Raw genomic sequence first — 19051 nt, 5'->3', positions numbered from 1 at the left:
TCTGTTTACACTATTAATTACATGGCATACAAAAACGTTTTCTCAACTCAGCAATCAAAAAGAGAGTTCTGCCACAAATGAAAATAAAACAGAAAAACTAGTTTCTCAAAAAAAAAGACTGAAGTTGCTCTAAAAGATGAATTCAACATCACTGTGGATCAAAAAGGTACTGGTGATTTCACAACCATTCAGGAAGCGGTAAATTCTGCCAAATCATATCCAGCAAAAAGAATCACCATATTCATAAAAGATGGCACTTATTATGAAAAAGTAAAAGTACACGCCTGGAATACCCAAATTTCATTTATTGGCGAAAGCCGTGAAAAAACAATACTTACTTATGATGATTATTTCGGAAAAATAAATTTGGGGCGAAACAGTACTTTTTATACGCCAACACTCTTGGTCGATGGAAATGATTTTTTTGCAAAAAATATAACCATAAAAAACACTTCGGGTCCCGTCGGGCAGGCGGTTGCTGTGAGCGTTAATGCAAACAGAGTGCAATTTAGCAACTGTTCATTCCTAGGAAACCAGGACACGCTTTACACTTCGGGTGAAGGAAATAAAAACTATTTTAAAGATTGCTATATCGAAGGTACCACCGATTTTATATTTGGCGATGCCACTGCCTTATTCGAAAATTGCACAATTCATAGTAAAAGTGACTCGTATGCCACCGCTGCATCTACACAAAGCGGAATTGCCTACGGATATGTTTTTAAAAACTGTAAACTTACCGCAGACGAAAAAGTGACCAAAGCCTATCTTGGAAGACCTTGGAGACCTTTTGCCAAAACTGTTTATATAAGCTGTGAAATAGGTAAACATATTCTTCCTGAAGGATGGAGCGCTTGGTCAAAATCTGATACTACAACAAGTTGTTTTTACGCTGAATACAAATGCACTGGCGAAGGCTATCAACCTCAAAAAAGAGTTTCATGGTCGTATCAATTAAAAGATGCTGAAGCCAAAAAATATACTATCGAAAACATATTGGATTCGGATATACCAAATGCGACAAAGAAATGGTATTTGAAAACTAACTAAGACTAGACGCTATGAAATATAAATTCGTCGTTATATTCCTTTTTTCGCTGGGTTGTTTTGCCCAAAACAACATCTTTCCTTCAGACAGTGTCAACGCAATCGTCAAACGAATTCAATTGCCTATTGTTCCTTCGTACAAAATTGAAGTAACAAAACTAGGCGCCAAAGGAGATTCCATCAGCAATGCCAAACCTGCTTTTGACAAAGCAATGGCACTTTGTAAAAAAAACAACGGAGGCACAATCATTGTTCCAAAAGGAATTTATACCCTAAACGGCCCAATTCATTTTGTGAGTAACGTAAAATTGCATTTGGAAGATGGTGCCAAAATTAGATTTGGTTCCAATCCAAAAGATTATCCATTGGTTCTAACCAGCTGGGAAGGGACGATGCTTTACAATTACAGTCCTATGATATACGGTAACAACGTTCAGAATGTCGCCATCACCGGAAACGGAATTATTGACGGCGAAGCCAAAAACACTTGGAATAAATGGAAAGAACTCGAAAAGAAAGATCAAATGCTGACCCGAGAAATGAACCATAAAAACACTCCTGTCAAGGAGCGAATTTTTGGCGAAGGCCATTACCTAAGACCACAACTGATTCAGTTTGTTAATTCAAAAAATCTTCTTTTCGAAAATATCCAAATCGAGGATGCTCCTTTTTGGTGCATTCATTTGCTAAAAAGCAAAAGCATAACATTGCGCGGACTGAAATACAATGCCCACAATTACAATAATGACGGTATCGACCCTGAATATTCGAGTGATATTTTAATTGAAAATATTCAATTTGACAATGCCGATGATAACGTTGCCATCAAATCGGGAAGAGATGATGAAGGACGCAGTAATTCCAAAACACCTTCTGAAAATATCGTAATCCGAAATTGTGAATTCAAAGGACTTCATGCAATAGTTATTGGAAGCGAAATGTCGGCAGGAGTTCGCAATGTATATGTTGAAAACAGCAAATTCCGTGGTTATTTAAAAAGAGGCATTTTCATAAAAACAAATTCAGATCGAGGCGGTTCCATCAAAAACATTTATTTCAATAATCTGGCTTTTGGAAAAGTGGAAGACTGTATTTTCATAACCGCAAATTATCACGGGGAAGGCAGCGGTTTGAATCCTTCAAAAATTTCGGATATTTCTTTTTCAAATATCAGCTGCAACGAAGTTACCAATACAGGAATCGTGATAGAAGGCTATCCGAATAAAAAAGTCGAAAACATCAAATTGGACAACATTACTATCGCTTCCGCAAAAAACGGAATGACCGTCACCAATTCTGAAAATGTATCTATAAACGAAGTCATAATTGGCGAAAAAGCCACAACACCATCAGCCGCTAAATAATAATTTTCAATCCCTATAAAAATGAAACATTTTATACTAATTCTGAGCCTATTATCAATTAATTGTTTTGCACAAAAGAAAACAATCTATTCCATTGGCGATTCTACAATGGCCAATAAACCAATCGAAAACGGAAATCCCGAGCGTGGCTGGGGACAAATGCTTCCACAATTCTTTACTGATAATATAACCATAGACAACCGAGCGGTAAATGGACGAAGCACCAAAAGTTTTATCAATGAAAAACGTTGGGATGCTGTTTATAAATCACTAAAACCTGGAGACTATGTTTTTATTCAATTTGGACACAATGACCAAAAAGACAAAGATTCTACCCGTTACACAAATCCGCATACTGCCTATCGTCATAATTTGATTCGTTTTGTGCAGGAAAGCCGAGCAAAAGGAGCTATTCCAGTTTTATTTTCTTCTATTGTTCGTAGAAATTTTAATGAAAATGGAGTCTTAATTGACACACACGGAGATTATCCGCTAGAAGCCCGATTAGTGGCTCAGGAATACAAAGTCCCATTTATCGACTTACAATATTATACCGAATTACTGGAACAATCATTCGGCCCGGAAAAATCCAAAGAACTACACTTACATTATAAACCCGGAGAATTGTCTATATACCCTGATGGAAAAGCAGATGATACTCATCTTTCTCCAAAAGGAGCAACTGCCATCGCAAAAATTGTTGTCGACGAACTGAAAAAAACCAATTTGGACATCGTAAAGTATATCAAAAAATAACGTAACTTAAACCAAGACAAAAAACAACTACAACATGCAGGAAAACAACAAAACATTAGGAGAATTCATAATCGAAAATCAGAAAGATTTCCCTTATTCATCTGGTGAATTGTCTCGAATTTTCAATTCGATAAAATTGGCTGCCAAAGTAGTCAGCCATAAAGTAAATAAAGCTGGATTGGTAGATATCATCGGTGGTGTTGGCGAAAAAAACGTTCAGGGAGAAGACCAGCAAAAACTAGATGTTTATGCCAATGAAATATTCATACAAACTCTTATAAACAGGGAAATTGTATGTGGTATTGCTTCTGAGGAAAATGACGATTTCATCACGGTTGAAGGCAGTGACAAAAGCCATAACAATAAATATGTTCTTTTGATGGATCCTTTGGACGGTTCTTCCAATATCGATGTGAATGTATCTGTTGGTACCATTTTTTCGGTTTACAGAAGAATAACTCCAATAGGAACTCCTGTTACTTTAGAAGATTTTTTGCAGCCAGGAATCAATCAGGTTGCCGCCGGATATGTAATTTACGGAACCTCAACCATGCTGGTTTACACCACGGGCTGCGGCGTAAACGGATTCACTTTAAATCCTGCTATCGGTTCTTTTTATCTGTCCCACCCAAAGATGACAATTCCTGCTGACGGATCTATTTATTCGGTCAACGAGGGGAATTATGTACATTTTCCGCAAGGCGTAAAAGACTACATTAAATATTGCCAATTGGAAGAAGAAGACAGGCCTTATACGTCAAGATATATTGGCAGTCTGGCTTCTGATATTCACAGAAACATAATAAAAGGCGGAATCTATTTATATCCTACCAGTTCCAAAGCTGTAAAAGGAAAACTAAGACTTTTGTACGAATGCAACCCGATGGCATTTATAGTTGAACAAGCCGGAGGAAAAGCTTCTGATGGTTTCGACAGGGTTATGGAAATTGTACCGACTTCATTGCATGAAAGATCCGCTTTCTTTTGCGGAAGCACCAATATGGTTAACAAAATTGAAGATTGTATGCTAAAAGCAAAGCTTAGTAAATACTAAGAGATTTTTGATTTCAGATATTTTAAAAAACTAAAAAAGCTCCATCTGGAGCTACCGTGTGGACACAAAAAGTATCGATTAGATTTGAATAGCCGTTGGCTGAAGCCAACGGAATAAAATAGTGTTAAGCATCTGGCTTTAGCCAAAATCTAAATAATCTTTTGCCTAAAGCCGGAAAACGATTAATTCTAATGAGTTGGCTAAAGCCAACTCCTATTCAAAAAAACGATGCGTCGGATTTGTGTCCACATGACAGCCATCTGGAGCTTTTTTTAATCTAAACTTAAAGTAATCTGACCGTCATCTTCCAGTTGGATTTCACCTTCCTCAATTTCGGTATCACCATCTACTTCGTGCACTTCCGGAACAATTTCCTCTGGTTCTTCATAAGGCAGAGATTCAAGCAAATTAACTTGTTTCAATTTATCGGTCGTCAACTGGTTACCAAGTGCTTTAAATCCTTTTACAGTTATAAAAGACTCGATATCCACAGTCATATTTTCTTTTTGAACTCCTTTTACTTTATTGAAAACCAATTCGGCTACAGGGCGGTAATCGGTGGCCACAATTTCCAGTCTGGAATTGGCATGCTCTGATATAAAACAATCTTCTTTATTTTCAGTTTCCACCAAGAAACGTTTGATATAATATCTTTCTTTTTCACCATCATAATAAATGGCGGAAATTGGTTTTTTAGGAATCCATTTTTCCAAAACGATCATATCCTCATCAAAATGAGTCGTCAATTCAGGCGTGATAACTTTTAATTTTCCTGCTTGTGAAATCACCAAGATTTTATCGCTCGGTCTAAATTCACCCAAAAGTTCTCCCCTTGCATCGACATTCAGCCTTTGAACAGTATCATCAAACCAGATTTTTCTTGGCAATAAAGTTGAAATACCTTTCTCTTTTAATTCGATTTTCTTGATTGGGTATTTGGTAACCAAATTACCTTTGGAAGCTCTTCCTTTGATTGCTAAAGAAGCAAAATCAATATCAAATTTCAATTTTTTAATACTTCCAATCTGGCGTAACAAAATCGTAATTACTTCTGCTTCACCATTCGGGTTGCACGAAAAATACAGCGTTTGCGAACCATTAGTTTCATTGGTCAAATCATAGGTTTTGTCTCTGGTAACTCCCGAAACGTTGAACCTCTTTATATACGATGGTCCGGATTTTCCATCACGGTAAATCATATTGTAAATGGTACGTTTATCGCTTTTGTCAAAAATAGCAACATGGATAATGTCCTTTCCGACAAAGGTTTTTGAATCGACTTTGGTAACAATCATTTTTCCATCGCGCAAAAACACAATTACATCATCAATATCGGAACAATCGGTAACATACTCGTCTTTTTTCAAACTGGTTCCCACGAAACCTTCTTCCCTGTTTACGTACAATTTAGTATTTCTCAAAACTACTTTTGTGGCTTCGATATTATCAAAACTACGCAACTCGGTCTGGCGCTCTCTTCCTTTTCCGTATTTCTCTTTTAATTTTGTAAAATAAGCAATCGCAAAGTCTATAATGTGTTCCAAATTGTATTCCACCTCTTTCATTTCGTCTTCCAATTTTGCGATAAGATCATCCGCTTTATCAGAGTCAAAACGGGTAATACGAATCATCGGAATCTGAGTCAATCGGTGTAAATCATCATCATTAATTTCTCTGACAAATGATTTCTTGAAAGGCTCAAATCGGTCATACAAATAGGTGTAAAGCGATTCTCTGTCTCCGTACAATTTGAAATCGATGTACATTTCTTCACGAATGAAGATTTTCTCCAAAGTAGAAAAATGCCATTTGTTTTTTAGTTCTTCTAAATGAATTTCGAGTTCTTGTCTGAGCAAATCAACCGTTCTGTGTGTTGAGATTTTCAACATTTCAGAAACACCTATAAACAACGGTTTATTATCCTCGATAACGCATCCTAATGGTGCTATCGAAGTTTCACAAGCCGTAAAAGCAAACAACGCATCTATAGTTTTGTCTGGTGAAACACCCGGAAAAAGATGAATCAGAATCTCAACATCGGCAGCGGTGTTGTCTTCAATTTTCTTGATTTTTATTTTACCTTTTTCATTTGCCTTCAAAATACTATCAATTAAACTTGAAGTATTAGTCGAAAACGGAATTTGTGTAATCACCAAAGTATTTTTGTCCAATTGCGAAATTTTGGCACGCACACGTACACGTCCGCCACGCAATCCGTCATTATAATTGGAAACATCGGCAATACCGGCAGTCATAAAATCGGGATAAAGCGTAAATGACTTACCTTTTAAAATTTTAATCGAAGCTTCAATTAATTCATTGAAGTTATGAGGCAATACTTTTGTCGAAAGACCAACAGCAATTCCTTCAGCTCCCTGTGCCAAAAGCAACGGAAACTTTACCGGAAGATTAATTGGCTCTGCTTTTCTACCGTCATAAGAAACTCCCCAATCGGTAATTTTTGGAGAATACAAAACCTCCAAAGCAAATTTTGATAAACGTGCCTCAATATAACGAGAAGCAGCTGCACCATCTCCTGTTAGAATATTTCCCCAGTTTCCCTGGCAGTCTATTAGCAATTCTTTTTGGCCAATTTGCACCATTGCATCTCCAATACTCGCATCTCCGTGTGGGTGATACTGCATGGTGTGCCCAACTACATTGGCAACTTTATTGTAACGACCATCATCCAACTCTTTAAGCGAGTGCATAATACGACGCTGAACCGGTTTAAAACCGTCTTCGATAGCAGGAACGGCGCGCTCTAGAATTACGTATGAAGCATAATCCAAAAACCAGTCTTTGTACATTCCGGTTACTTTGGTAATGACATCTTCGCCTTCTTCTTCCTGGTTTTCGTAAAAATGCTGCCCTTCAAAATGTTTGGCATCTACGTTGATAATATCGTCATCTCCATCCTGATTGTCTTCAATCGGATTTTCATCTGAATTATTATCTTCGTCAGCCGGGATTATGTTGTCGTCGTCTTCGTCTTTCATTTATTTTGATTCCGAAATTAATTTTATTAAATCTTCACTGCTTGGCAGAATTGTTTTGTATTTGCTGGCAAATATTTGCTCGTTATTCTCGGGTAAAGTATATTTTACAACCAAATCGCTTTTGTTTTGACAAAGCACGATTCCAATTGTTTTGTTTTCATCTTCCAATCGCATCTCTCTGTCGTAATAATTGACATACATTTGCATCTGTCCTAAATCCTGATGTTTTAATTCTCCTATTTTCAAATCAATTAAAACAAAACATTTCAATACTCGATTATAAAAAACCAAATCGATTCGAAAATGTTTATCATCAAAAGTTATCCTTTTTTGTCGGGCAACAAAAGTAAAACCATGTCCCAATTCCAATAAAAAATGCTCTAATTTATTGATTATTTCTTCTTCTAATTGTGATTCAGAATATTGGTGTAATTCTGACAATCCTAAAAATTCCAAAATATAAGGGTCTTTGATAATGTCTTTCGGCTTTTCTATAATCTGACCTTGCTCCGAAAGTTTTAAAATCCCTTCTTTGTCCCGACTCAAAGCCAATCGTGTATAAAGTGCAGAATCGTACTGGCGTTTTAACTCGCGAACGCTCCAATTGTGTTTTTCAGATTCTATTTCGTAGAAACGTCTTTCTTTTTCATCATCGATTCGCATTAAAAAAACATAGTGTGTCCAAGTCAATTTGAAAAACGAAATCAGCGGCTTCGATTTTTGATTATCAAAAACCCCAGTCAGTGACTGAGAAATCTTAGCATCCAATTCCCCAGTCACTGACTGGGATTTCTGAATTTGAAAAATCCGAGACACTGTCTCGGAAATTGAGTAAGCTAAATAAAACTTCCTCATGTTTTCTAAATTAACAACAGAAAACCCCTTCCCAAACTCATTAGTCAACTGTTCAGAAAGGCCTTTTAATAATTGTTTCCCATATTCGGCTCTGTCTTTTCCGTTTTGTTCTTCTTCTACAATCATTCTTCCTATTTCAAAATAGGCATAAACCATTGTTGAATTTACGGTACGCAAAACCTGTTGTCGAGCATTTTGCAATAATTCGGCTACTTGAGAAAACAAAGCTTTATTTTGAAGATTGTCTGACAATATGTTCTAAATTAAATTTTAAACCTCCTCTTCAATCACATCCAATTCCACCTTCAGATTCCTGATAATAAACTCTTGTCTGTCCGGTGTATTTTTTCCCATATAAAAAGACAACAGTTGCTCAATCGAAGTATGTTTGTCCATCATGACCGGATCAAGTCGGATGGTGTCTCCAATAAAGTTTTTGAACTCATCTGGCGAAATCTCTCCCAAACCTTTAAATCGGGTGATTTCCGGTTTTGGTTTTAGTTTCTCTATGGCTTCTTTTCTTTCGTCCTCAGAATAGCAATAAATCGTTTCTTTCTTATTTCGGACCCTGAAAAGTGGTGTCTGCAAAATATACAAATGTCCTTCTTTGATTAACTCGGGGAAAAACTGCAGGAAAAAAGTAATCAACAATAACCGAATGTGCATACCATCGACATCGGCATCAGTAGCGATTACGATATTATTGTAACGCAATTTTTCCAATCCGTCCTCAATATCGAGAGCCGCCTGCAATAAATTGAACTCTTCATTTTCATACACAATTTTTTTGCTCATTCCGTATGAATTCAAAGGTTTACCACGCAAACTGAAAACCGCCTGCGTATTCACATCACGCGATTTTGTAATCGAGCCGGAAGCCGAATCCCCCTCGGTAATAAAAAGTGTACTTTCTAGATTTCGAGGGTTTTTGGTATCAGGAAGATGCGCACGGCAGTCTCTTAATTTTTTATTATGAAGATTGGCTTTCTTGGCTCTGTCTGTCGCTAATTTTCTAATTCCTGACAACTCTTTTCGCTCACGCTCTGCCTGCAGAATTTTACGCAATAAAGCTTCGGCAGTTGGTGGATTTTTATGTAAATAATTATCTAATTTGGTTTTGATAAAATCATTTACGAAAGTACGGACTGAAACCGGCGGCGTACCGTCATCCGAACCCATATCTGTAGAACCCAATTTAGTTTTTGTCTGTGATTCAAAAACAGGTTCCATCACTTTGATACTAATAGCACTTACTATCGATTTCCTAACATCCGAAGCTTCGAAATTTTTATTATAAAACTCTCGAATTGTTTTTACAAGTGCTTCTCTGTAAGCCGCTAAATGCGTTCCTCCCTGTGTCGTATTCTGACCGTTGACAAAAGAGTGGTATTCCTCACTATATTGTGTCTTGCTGTGTGTTAACGCAATCTCAATATCATGATCTTTCAAATGAATAATAGGATATTCTAAATCTTCTTCATTGATAGTTTCTTCCAATAAATCGCGAAGACCATTTTCTGAATAATATTTTTCTCCATTAAAAATAATCGTCAAACCATTGTTTAAGTAACAATAGTTTTTGACCATTTTTATCACATATTCCAAACGGAATTTGTAGTTTTTGAAAATAGTTTCATCCGGCGTAAAAGTAACTTTTGTCCCTTTGCGCTTTGTAGTTTCGGTTATATCTTCTTCTGAGACTAAATTCCCTGCAGAAAACTCGGCTACTTTTTGCTTGTCTTCACGCACCGATTCAACACGGAAAAAATTTGAAAGCGCATTAACCGCTTTTGTCCCGACACCATTCAAACCAACCGATTTCTGGAAAGCTTTCGAATCGTATTTTCCTCCCGTATTCATTTTAGAAACGACATCAACAACTTTTCCCAATGGAATTCCACGTCCATAATCACGAACACTAACTGTTCTATCCTTGATGCTTACCTCAATGGTTTTACCAGAGCCCATTACAAACTCATCGATACAGTTGTCGAGAACCTCTTTTAATAAAATATAAATACCATCATCTGGCGAAGACCCATCACCAAGTTTTCCTATGTACATCCCGGGTCGCATACGGATATGTTCTTTCCAATCGAGAGAACGGATATTATCTTCGGTGTATTGATTTTGATCTGACATTTTGGGATTTTAGCGAATTTAACTGCGTTCTGTTTAATCTTTTGCTTCTCGCAAAGACCTCGAGTCCGCTAATATAGTGCAATTCGACAAGATTAAAAAGAGGAAAACAGCAAAGTTATTAAAAATAATATTGACAGAATGCATTGGTACTGCAGATGAACGCAGTAAAAAAATTATTCTTTAAACAGGAATCCTAATCCCATCCCTTTGAGCATTTTTTTTTCAAAAGCCCAAAAGAATTTGAATTGCCCAAAAAGAAAACCAATTGCCACCAACAAGACCTGATAGATTGGGAAAATTAAAATCAATCGAATTGGTGTGTACCAATGACCTAAGTCAGCTTTGGCAATTCCCAACCACAAACAAACCGGCTTGGACAACCAGGCAGATGCCGATCCCGTAATGGCAAAAACAACAAATATAACGGCCAATTGCCAATTGGATGTAAGTCCCCATCGTTGTTTTAATCCTTTCATTTTTAATTTTATACTTTTTGCAAATATAGCTGATTTTGATAGTTGAAATTATGACAATTCGCATTTTGTTTGAAAAAAATGAATGCTTTTTTTGACTGAATGATGACAAAAAAATCCTAAAGAAATTCAAAGAAAAAAGACATTTGCAAACTGGTAAATGTCTTTTTAAAAATAAATTCTAGATTGTTTCTTCTATCTTGGTGGAACACGCCCGTACAAACTTTGATTGTATTTGTTTTGAAAGAAAATCATATAATTGTAAATCAAATAATTTACTTCGTAACCGTAATTAATGTGGGGACTGTAATCTATTGTCATTTCGTATAAATTGGGAGAATAGATTTGCGGCTGACGAACGCGATTATTCCACTCCAAAACATATTGGTAATTTTTGGTTTCCATATAACTTTGTGAAAGATAACCTCTGGGATATGCCGTTGAAGCTAACCAAAAATCAAAACCTGGCTCAATGATAATCACTTCATATTCCAATTCTTCATTGACAATTTTGATGGTGTCATTACCTCCTGTTTTTGGTTTTTCAGCAGTTGCAACATTAGGTTTAGAAGTACTGCACCCGATAATTATCAAAAAAACAATCAATATGCCAATTAAATTTTTCATTTCAAGACTGTTTTTAAGTAAATAAATAAACGATTTTAAGAATAAACTCTAATCAAATTCCACTCTTAAACCCTATCAAAGTTACGACATTTTCAAACTGTTTTAATACGTTTTACAACCAAATCCATCTAGAAACAATCGCTTTAAAAAGTCATTTCTCTCTGATTAAATACCTTGACCATAAAACCGTAGAGACGTTGCAGTGCAACGTCTCTACCACCCTATAACAAAAAAAAAAGACATTTACACGTATGCAAATGTCTTTTCAAATATTTCTAAAGTTTTTGGTTATTTCCCAAATAACTTACCTAATAAACCTCCAATACCACCACTGTTTTTTGATAGTGAAGCAGCATCGCTAATATCTACTTTTCCATCGCCATTTTGATCAAGTCCGAATTGTGTTCCGTATTTTGAAATGGCGTCCATAATTCCTGATGTTTGAGCACCACCGCCTGAAATAGCCCCTATCAAATCGGTTATTTGGAAACTATCATTTGGATCATTGGCTTTGCCCACCAATCCTCCTAGTATTTTTGGAATCAGGCTTCCTGCAACTCCAGACGCTGCACTACTACTCAAACCAAATTTCTCTCCCAAACTTCCTGTAAGCTGTTGCGTAATTTGCTGAACCGCCGGATTCGAAGGATCCTGAGCATTATTGCCTTGTAGTAATCCGGCAAGTTTCTCAATTCCCCCTTCGGAAGCCATTTGTTCCAAACTCGAAAATATAGAATTTCCCGCTTCACTCATAACCGCTTCATTATGTTCATTTGGAACTGCATCGTTGTTTACTACTGCATCTTGACCAAATTGCTGTACTAATTGTGTTAATTGCTCAAACATAGGTTTTTTGATTAAAGTTAAACATCAAATTTAGTCAAAAAAAAAATGGCAATCTGTTAATTAAAACCAACAAATTACCACTTATAAAATTAAAAATCTGAAGACTATTATTTCACCACCGATTTTTTAACCAAATTAATTATTTGATGTGCGAGTTCAACCCCTATCCTATCCTGAGCTTCTTCGGTAGATGCACCGATATGAGGTGTCAATGAAATTTTAGGATTCATCAGAATAGCAATTTCCGGATTAGGTTCGCTTTCAAAAACATCCAATCCTGCAAATGACACTTTACCACTATCCAATGCACTTACCAATGCCACTTCATCAATAGCTCCACCTCTTGCACAGTTAACGATTCCTACTCCATCTTTCATCATTTCTAATTCTTTTTCCCCTATTACATAATCGTCTTGCGCCGGTACATGCAACGAAATAAAATCAGATTCCTCAAATAAAGACTCCAAAGATTGTGAAGAAAGCGAAATCGAAATGGACTGCCCATCAAAAAAAGACACTTTTATATCTTTTGTCGGAACATCTGTATCACTGTAAATCACTTTCATTCCAAGTCCGATAGCTATTTTTGCGGCAGCCTTACCAATACGTCCCATACCGATAATTCCAAGTGTTTTTCCTCTTAGTTCAATACCATTTGCGTAGGCTTTTTTCAGGCCGTTAAAATTAGTATCTCCTTCCAAAGGCATATTTCTGTTGGAATCGTGCAAGAATCGCACACCTGTCAATAAATGGGCAAAAACCAACTCAGCAACCGATTCAGACGAGGAAGCCGGAGTATTTATAACCTGTATTCCTTTGCTTTTGGCATATTCCACATCAATATTATCCATTCCTACACCACCACGTCCAATAATTTTAAGACCGGGACAAGCATCAATAATAGCTGCACGAACCTTTGTGGCGCTGCGAACCAAAAGAACGCTGATATCATTTTTGTTCACATAATTGGCTACTTGCTCTTGCGCCACTTTTGTTGTGATAACTTCAAAACCAGCTTCTTCTAAAGTTGCAATACCGTTTTTTGAAATTCCGTCGTTTGCTAATATTTTCATTCAAATTTTATTTAAAGATTGAATCATTTAAAATTGAAAGATTCAATAATGTTTTGTAATAATGAGACTAATATGATTTAAAATTTTTAAACTATTTAATCCTTAAATTACTTAATTTCAGTTTCCAAAGCTTTCATCACATCAACAAGAACCTGCACACTTTCTAACGGAAGTGCATTGTACATTGACGCTCTGTAACCTCCTACTGAACGATGTCCAGGCAATCCCGAAATTCCGGCAGCTTTCCATAATTCATCAAATTTTGCAGTATGAGCTTCGTCGTTTAATAAGAAAGTAACATTCATATTAGATCGATCTTCTACAGCCGCAGTTCCTCTGAACAATGGATTTCTGTCTATTTCAGTATAAAGCAAAGCCGCTTTGGCATCATTTATTTTTTCGATAGCCTCAATTCCACCTAAGTTTTTCAACCATTTCAAAGTCAACAAGGAAGCGTAAACCGAGAAAACAGGTGGCGTATTATACATACTTTCTGCTTTGATATGTTTGGCATAATCCAGCATACTTGGGATTTCGCGACCTGTTTTACCAAGAATTTCTTCTTTGATAACGATTAAAGTCGCTCCCGCAGGTCCCATATTTTTTTGTGCTCCTGCGTAAATAATATCGAATTTTGAAAAATCCAATTTTCTTGAAAAAATATCCGAACTCATATCACAAACAATTGGCAAATCGGTTTCTGGAAATTCTTTCATTTGAGTCCCAAAAATAGTGTTGTTGCTTGTGCAGTGAAAATAATCAGCATCGGCAGGTATAGTGTATCCTTTTGGGATATTATTATAATTTTGATCTTTTGATGAAGCCACAACAACAGTTTCTCCTAAGAATTTTGCTTCTTTGATAGCCGCCGAAGCCCAAGTTCCTGTATCCAAATAAGCCGCTTTTCCATTTACTTTCATCATATTGTAAGGAATCATCAAAAATTCCAAACTTGCTCCTCCTCCAAGGAATATAGCTTGATATCCTTTTCCTTTTAAATCCAAAAGCTCCAAAACCAAAGCTCTTGCTTCTTCCATTACGGCAACAAAATCTTTACTACGGTGCGAAATTTCCAAAAGCGATAACCCAGAATCATTAAAATTTAAAATTGCCTGAGCTGATTTTTCAAAAACTTCTTGTGGTAAAATACAAGGTCCTGCGCTGTAGTTGTGTTTTTTCATGATCTAGTAAGTATTTGTTTTTTTATTAGTCTAAAAAATATTTATTAAATGAAAACCCGTTTTTATTCGGTTATGTGATTTTGTTTCCGAACAATTTAAGCAGTGTTTTTCGTTAAACTCAGATTACGTATCAAACACAAATTATCTCAAATTTTTTCTTTTTACCATAAAAAAATCTGCCGAAATCTGCGTGAAAAAAACCTATAAAATCTTAATCCAAGTTCTTTGTTAAAATTTTCAAAGTGCAAATTTCGGGAATAAGAGCCAAAAAAGCATTGAATTTTTCGTAATAATATAAAAAAACATTGCCTTATATTGTTGACAAAAACGATATCGTGTCAACATTATCTGCGTAATCCCATAGATTTGGTTTTTGTGTAGTTCCAAATCCAATACTGTTTTTTACTAAATTATTACTCACAAGACACTGAATTTGATCGTTTTCACTTTCCAATTTACTTTCCAATGTTCCCAAATCATCATAATATTCATAAAATACGCTAGAAATAGGCGAACCGTAACTTGAATCTTCTTTTATGGTAAGGAATCCATTATCGAGCAGTTTAAAATTACTCATCAAGAAAACGGCTTTGTTGTAATCGTAATTATTGGCGTATTTCTCATAATGAATCACATCCTGATATTCGAAAACAGCTTCAAAAAAGGAATCAAAAGAATATCCTTTTGGAACAAAAAGTTTGGAGACATTTCGGCATCCTAAACCAAAATATCTAAAAATATCTTCACCCAGCGCCACTAATTCTTCTTTGGTTTCGTTACCATTCAAAACTGCAACCGAATTTCTATTTTTCCTGATGATAGACGGTTTTTCTTTGAAATAATATTCAAAATAACGGGCTGTATTATTACTTCCTGTGGCAATTACAGCATCAAAACCTTCCATTTTCCCTTCTACAAATGTGATTTTGTTTTTAAATCCCGATTCAATCGCGATAAGATAATTGACCAAGAAAGGCAAAAGATGTTGATCATTTGAAGATGTCTTTACAAGAACATCATGCCCCGTTATCAAAACCGATAAAAAATCATGAAATCCAACCAAAGGAATATTACCTGCCAATATAAGAGCCACTTTTTTTGGTGCTACCTTACTGAGGTCATAACCGGAAAGCCATTTATCCAAATTTTCTTCGGTCAAAGCTTCTGCCCAAGATTGTATCGAAAAAAACACTTGATCTGGAGTGTACCAGCCGTTATGCGATTGTGAAAGTTGAATTAAATCGATAAATTTTTCAAAAAACAAATCATTACCCAATACAGTTTCATCCTTTATGCAATTCCCTTCTTTGAATTGACATAAGAATTTGCCTAATTTAACAAATGCGTTTTTTTTTGTATCTAATGTCATAATGTTTGTTTATGAAAAGTTTTGATTGTAATTTTGCGCAAAAATAAGGATAAATAAGTCGAAAGTCAAAAGTCATCAGGTCAAAGTACTGTGAATGTCTTTTTTTGATTTCTTTAGCTTTAGAACTTTAAGACTTTTAACTTTAAGACTAAAAAGAAAATGGCAATTATTATAACTGACGAATGCATAAACTGCGGGGCTTGTGAACCAGAATGCCCAAACACAGCTATATATGAGGGTGCAGATGATTGGAGATATAAAGATGGGACAAAACTAAAAGGTAAAGTTGTTTTACCTGATGGAACGGAAGTAGATTCAGATGAGGCACAAACGCCAATCTCTGACGAAATATATTATATTGTACCTGGAAAATGTACAGAATGTAAAGGATTCCATGATGAGCCTCAATGTGCTGCCGTGTGTCCAGTTGACTGCTGTATCCCAGACGAAAACCATGTTGAAGACGAAGAAACTTTATTGAACAGACAAGCTTTCTTGCACAATGAATAGTGTTTGTCTTTTCAAATTATATAAAACCTGTGTTTTTGCACAGGTTTTTTTATGCCTTTCTTTTTAATAAAAAATGATACTTAATTTATTTTTTCTATTTTTAGAACTAAATATTTAATCAAATTAATTAGATTCAAAAGCATGAAAAAAATACTTGTTTTATTTCATTTTCTTTTGAGCATTTATGTTTTTTCACAAAACAATGAAAGAACATTAATCCTAATGGAAAAAGGGTCCAATCTGCCAATAGAAGGCGCAGTAGTATTGGTTTTAAAAACAAAACAAGTTTTGATGTCCAACAGTGAAGGGAAAGTTGTTTTTGAGCTAAAAGGCGGTTCAAATGTAAAAGTGACACATTCTTCGTATTTACCAGTTATCTTAAAATGGACTTCTTTAAATCAACCCCAAAACATCGTTTATTTAAACAGTAAAGAAAACACCCTTGATGATATTGTTGTAACCAAACAACATCCACAAGAAATAATAAAGAGCTTAGTAGAAAATTCCATTAAAAAACTGACTGTACCGGCAAGACTGAAATCCTATTCCAGAGAGTTTTTTAAACTAAACGGAGAATACGCTTATTATAATGACGGACTCATTAACTTTCAATTGTATAAAGACCAAAAAAAGGTAAAATCGGTTTTATTGGTAGAACAAAATCGTTCTTTTGGTTTAATTGATGACGAAATCAGTTCGAATCTTTTAGGATACAATCTGAATAATATGATGGAAAAGTATTATCTTTTTACAGTGCTCCGACCGTTAATGGACGATAAACTAAATAAAAAATTCAATTTTGTAATTAAAGTATCCCCTCAAGGTGAAGAGTTCAATGAAATAACAGCTGTTCCTCTCGAAGGAACAAACGAAATATTTGATGATTTTAAAATTGTTTATGACGTAAAAAAGAAATTAATAGTTGAGATAAATGCCGTCGTTTCTCCAACCACATTGGCGGAAGCCAAAGAAGAAACTGGAAAAGGTTCCAAAAACATAACAAGATCTGTTTTTAAAACCAATTACAGAATTGATATGGAAAATTATTATTTGGTTAGCTCAAAAGAAGAAATTAATTTCAACATAAACACCGGTAATGATGTAAAGAACATCGAAGTACTAAACAATTTGGTGACAACCAATTTTAATATTCAAAATTACACCTATAAAGAAAGTGATGTTTTCAAAGACAAAACCCTTTTCAATATAAAGAATTCCATATTGACAGAATATTGGAATGTTTCGGGATTGACCCCGACAGTCAAAGAGTTGGAAATAATTACCAATATCACGAAATCTTTTTAGCCTGAATCACATTGACTCGAAAATCACCACCAAAAGAGAATTAAAAGTATAAAAAAATAAAGGCAAACTCATGAGTTTTTAAAATGACCGCAAATTCGCAAATTTAATTCTTACAAACCTGAATTTTAATTTTTTTGAGAAGCTGATTTGTTTAATTCGCTAAATAGCTAATTTATAATTGACCTTTTTATTGAAATTTGCGAATTTGCGGTAAAAACAGCTCATGCGTTTTTCTAAGAAATAATGAAAATTTGCTTTACAAGCATTATTAAATCTTATATTTGCAAACTTTTAAAAGATTATCACCAAAAATAAGTAACAGCAAATCTGTTATTTGTAAACAAACATAACATGAAAGCAGGAATTGTAGGATTACCAAATGTTGGAAAATCAACATTATTCAATTGTTTATCAAATGCAAAAGCGCAAAGTGCCAACTTTCCGTTTTGTACCATCGAACCTAATATTGGGGTAGTAAATGTACCTGACCCAAGAATTAACAAACTCGAAGAATTAGTAAAACCGGAGCGCGTACAAATGGCAACGGTTGATATCGTGGATATTGCAGGATTGGTAAAAGGAGCTAGCAAAGGCGAAGGATTGGGAAATCAATTTTTGGGAAACATCAGAGAGTGTAATGCGATCATTCACGTTTTGCGTTGTTTTGACAACGACAATATCGTTCACGTTGACGGAAATGTAAATCCTATCCGCGACAAAGAAACCATCGATATCGAATTGCAGTTAAAAGACCTTGAAACAGTTGAAAAACGTTTGGAAAAAGTAAATCGTGCCGCCAAAACCGGAAACAAAGAAGCTCAGGTTGAAAAAGCACTTTTGGACCGAATTAGAGAAGCTCTTTTGCAAGCAAAATCGGCTAGAACGGTTATTCCACAAAACAATGACGAAGAAGTTTTGATGGAAACTTTCCAATTAATCACTACAAAACCGGTTTTGTATGTTTGCAATGTTGATGAAAGTTCGGCTGTTAGCGGAAACAAATATGTAGATCAGGTTCGTGAATTGGTAAAAGACGAAGAAGCCGAAGTAATCATACTTTCGGTAGGTGCTGAAGCCGATATCACCGAATTAGAAAGCTACGAAGAGCGTCAAGTTTTCCTTGAAGATATGGGATTAACAGAACCTGGATCATCTGTCTTGATTCGTGCTGCTTACAAATTATTGAAACAACAAACGTATTTCACTGCCGGTGTAAAAGAAGTTCGTGCCTGGACAATCAATATTGGAGCCACCGCGCCACAAGCCGCAGGGGTTATCCACACCGATTTTGAAAAAGGATTCATCCGCGCCGAAGTGATTTCGTATGAGGATTATGTTCAGTATGGTTCTGAAGCAAAAGCAAAAGAAGCCGGAAAATTCAAAGTAGAAGGAAAAGAATACGTTGTAAAAGATGGAGATGTAATGCACTTTAGATTTAACGTGTAACTTT

16 protein-coding genes are annotated in these 19051 nt (G+C 35.5%); 7 read left to right on the top strand and 9 right to left on the bottom strand.

What is annotated here, in order from left to right; all coding sequences use genetic code 11:
* Positions 1-153: 153 nt before the first annotated feature.
* Genes EM308_RS09730 through fbp form a run of 4 tightly spaced genes read left to right on the top strand, consistent with a single transcriptional unit; the run spans position 154 to position 4221 of the window.
* Positions 154-1050 (top strand): pectinesterase family protein, encoded by an 897-nt coding sequence (locus tag EM308_RS09730; protein WP_231926263.1) that lies wholly within the window; start codon positions 154-156, stop codon positions 1048-1050.
* Positions 1051-1061: 11 nt separating this feature from the next.
* Positions 1062-2411 (top strand): glycoside hydrolase family 28 protein, encoded by a 1350-nt coding sequence (locus EM308_RS09725; protein ID WP_035634802.1) that lies wholly within the window; start codon positions 1062-1064, stop codon positions 2409-2411.
* A gap of 21 nt (positions 2412-2432) precedes the next feature.
* Positions 2433-3167 carry a rhamnogalacturonan acetylesterase gene (locus EM308_RS09720; protein WP_035634804.1) on the top strand — a complete coding sequence of 245 codons (735 nt, stop codon included), beginning with the start codon at positions 2433-2435 and terminating at the stop codon, positions 3165-3167.
* 34 nt (positions 3168-3201) lie between these two features.
* Positions 3202-4221 (top strand): class 1 fructose-bisphosphatase, encoded by a 1020-nt coding sequence (gene fbp, locus EM308_RS09715; RefSeq protein WP_035634806.1) that lies wholly within the window; start codon positions 3202-3204, stop codon positions 4219-4221.
* Positions 4222-4493: 272 nt separating this feature from the next.
* Here the strand turns inward: fbp and EM308_RS09710 are convergent, their stop codons facing one another.
* The 9 genes from EM308_RS09710 to EM308_RS09670 form a co-directional block, all read right to left on the bottom strand.
* Positions 4494-7220 carry a DNA gyrase/topoisomerase IV subunit A gene (locus tag EM308_RS09710; protein ID WP_035634808.1) on the bottom strand — a complete coding sequence of 909 codons (2727 nt, stop codon included), beginning with the start codon at positions 7218-7220 and terminating at the stop codon, positions 4494-4496.
* The gene (locus EM308_RS09705) at positions 7221-8327 is read right to left on the bottom strand and encodes a PDDEXK nuclease domain-containing protein (protein WP_035634810.1); all 1107 of its coding nucleotides are present in this window, start codon (positions 8325-8327) and stop codon (positions 7221-7223) included. It abuts the gene before it with no gap.
* An 18-nt stretch (positions 8328-8345) separates the two neighbouring features.
* Positions 8346-10217 (bottom strand): DNA topoisomerase IV subunit B, encoded by a 1872-nt coding sequence (locus EM308_RS09700; RefSeq protein ID WP_035634812.1) that lies wholly within the window; start codon positions 10215-10217, stop codon positions 8346-8348.
* Positions 10218-10390: 173 nt separating this feature from the next.
* Entirely contained in the window at positions 10391-10693 is a 303-nt protein-coding gene (locus EM308_RS09695) for a DUF6787 family protein (RefSeq protein ID WP_035634814.1), read from the bottom strand.
* Positions 10694-10885: 192 nt separating this feature from the next.
* Positions 10886-11317: a DUF6146 family protein gene (locus tag EM308_RS09690; RefSeq protein WP_035634816.1), complete on the bottom strand. Its 432-nt coding sequence runs from the start codon at positions 11315-11317 to the stop codon at positions 10886-10888.
* Between the two features lie 288 nt (positions 11318-11605).
* Positions 11606-12163, bottom strand: coding sequence for a DUF937 domain-containing protein (locus EM308_RS09685; RefSeq protein ID WP_035634818.1), 558 nt, complete (start codon positions 12161-12163; stop codon positions 11606-11608).
* Between the two features lie 107 nt (positions 12164-12270).
* On the bottom strand, positions 12271-13236 hold the full coding sequence (locus tag EM308_RS09680) for a D-2-hydroxyacid dehydrogenase (RefSeq protein WP_035634820.1): 966 nt from the start codon (positions 13234-13236) through the stop codon (positions 12271-12273).
* A 107-nt stretch (positions 13237-13343) separates the two neighbouring features.
* The gene (serC, locus tag EM308_RS09675) at positions 13344-14417 is read right to left on the bottom strand and encodes a 3-phosphoserine/phosphohydroxythreonine transaminase (RefSeq protein WP_035634823.1); all 1074 of its coding nucleotides are present in this window, start codon (positions 14415-14417) and stop codon (positions 13344-13346) included.
* Between the two features lie 310 nt (positions 14418-14727).
* Positions 14728-15786, bottom strand: a complete 1059-nt coding sequence (locus EM308_RS09670) for an acyl-CoA reductase (protein WP_035634825.1) — start codon at positions 15784-15786, stop codon at positions 14728-14730.
* 159 nt (positions 15787-15945) lie between these two features.
* Between EM308_RS09670 and EM308_RS09665 the strand changes: the two genes are divergently transcribed.
* From EM308_RS09665 to ychF, 3 genes are all read left to right on the top strand, one after another.
* Positions 15946-16296, top strand: a complete 351-nt coding sequence (locus tag EM308_RS09665) for a 4Fe-4S dicluster domain-containing protein (protein ID WP_035634827.1) — start codon at positions 15946-15948, stop codon at positions 16294-16296.
* A 141-nt stretch (positions 16297-16437) separates the two neighbouring features.
* Positions 16438-17601 carry a hypothetical protein gene (locus EM308_RS09660; protein ID WP_035634829.1) on the top strand — a complete coding sequence of 388 codons (1164 nt, stop codon included), beginning with the start codon at positions 16438-16440 and terminating at the stop codon, positions 17599-17601.
* A 351-nt stretch (positions 17602-17952) separates the two neighbouring features.
* Positions 17953-19047, top strand: a complete 1095-nt coding sequence (gene ychF / locus EM308_RS09655) for a redox-regulated ATPase YchF (protein WP_035634831.1) — start codon at positions 17953-17955, stop codon at positions 19045-19047.
* Positions 19048-19051: the final 4 nt, after the last annotated feature.

The organism is Flavobacterium gilvum, assembly GCF_001761465.1.
GTDB lineage: Bacteria > Bacteroidota > Bacteroidia > Flavobacteriales > Flavobacteriaceae > Flavobacterium > Flavobacterium gilvum.
Note: the sequence above shows the minus strand (reverse complement) of the source record. Positions and strands in the feature narration are given on the sequence as shown.

Bases quoted from the DNA above. Each gene is read 5' to 3' on its own strand.
- EM308_RS09725 (WP_035634802.1), top strand. From the start codon at position 1,062: ATGAAATATAAATTCGTCGTTATATTCCTTTTTTCGCTGGGTTGTTTT.
- EM308_RS09720 (WP_035634804.1), top strand. From the start codon at position 2,433: ATGAAACATTTTATACTAATTCTGAGCCTATTATCAATTAATTGTTTT.
- fbp (WP_035634806.1), top strand. From the start codon at position 3,202: ATGCAGGAAAACAACAAAACATTAGGAGAATTCATAATCGAAAATCAG.
- EM308_RS09710 (WP_035634808.1), bottom strand. From the start codon at position 7,220: ATGAAAGACGAAGACGACGACAACATAATCCCGGCTGACGAAGATAAT.
- EM308_RS09700 (WP_035634812.1), bottom strand. From the start codon at position 10,217: ATGTCAGATCAAAATCAATACACCGAAGATAATATCCGTTCTCTCGAT.
- EM308_RS09695 (WP_035634814.1), bottom strand. From the start codon at position 10,693: ATGAAAGGATTAAAACAACGATGGGGACTTACATCCAATTGGCAATTG.
- EM308_RS09690 (WP_035634816.1), bottom strand. From the start codon at position 11,317: ATGAAAAATTTAATTGGCATATTGATTGTTTTTTTGATAATTATCGGG.
- EM308_RS09685 (WP_035634818.1), bottom strand. From the start codon at position 12,163: ATGTTTGAGCAATTAACACAATTAGTACAGCAATTTGGTCAAGATGCA.
- EM308_RS09680 (WP_035634820.1), bottom strand. From the start codon at position 13,236: ATGAAAATATTAGCAAACGACGGAATTTCAAAAAACGGTATTGCAACT.
- serC (WP_035634823.1), bottom strand. From the start codon at position 14,417: ATGAAAAAACACAACTACAGCGCAGGACCTTGTATTTTACCACAAGAA.
- EM308_RS09670 (WP_035634825.1), bottom strand. From the start codon at position 15,786: ATGACATTAGATACAAAAAAAAACGCATTTGTTAAATTAGGCAAATTC.
- EM308_RS09665 (WP_035634827.1), top strand. From the start codon at position 15,946: ATGGCAATTATTATAACTGACGAATGCATAAACTGCGGGGCTTGTGAA.
- EM308_RS09660 (WP_035634829.1), top strand. From the start codon at position 16,438: ATGAAAAAAATACTTGTTTTATTTCATTTTCTTTTGAGCATTTATGTT.
- ychF (WP_035634831.1), top strand. From the start codon at position 17,953: ATGAAAGCAGGAATTGTAGGATTACCAAATGTTGGAAAATCAACATTA.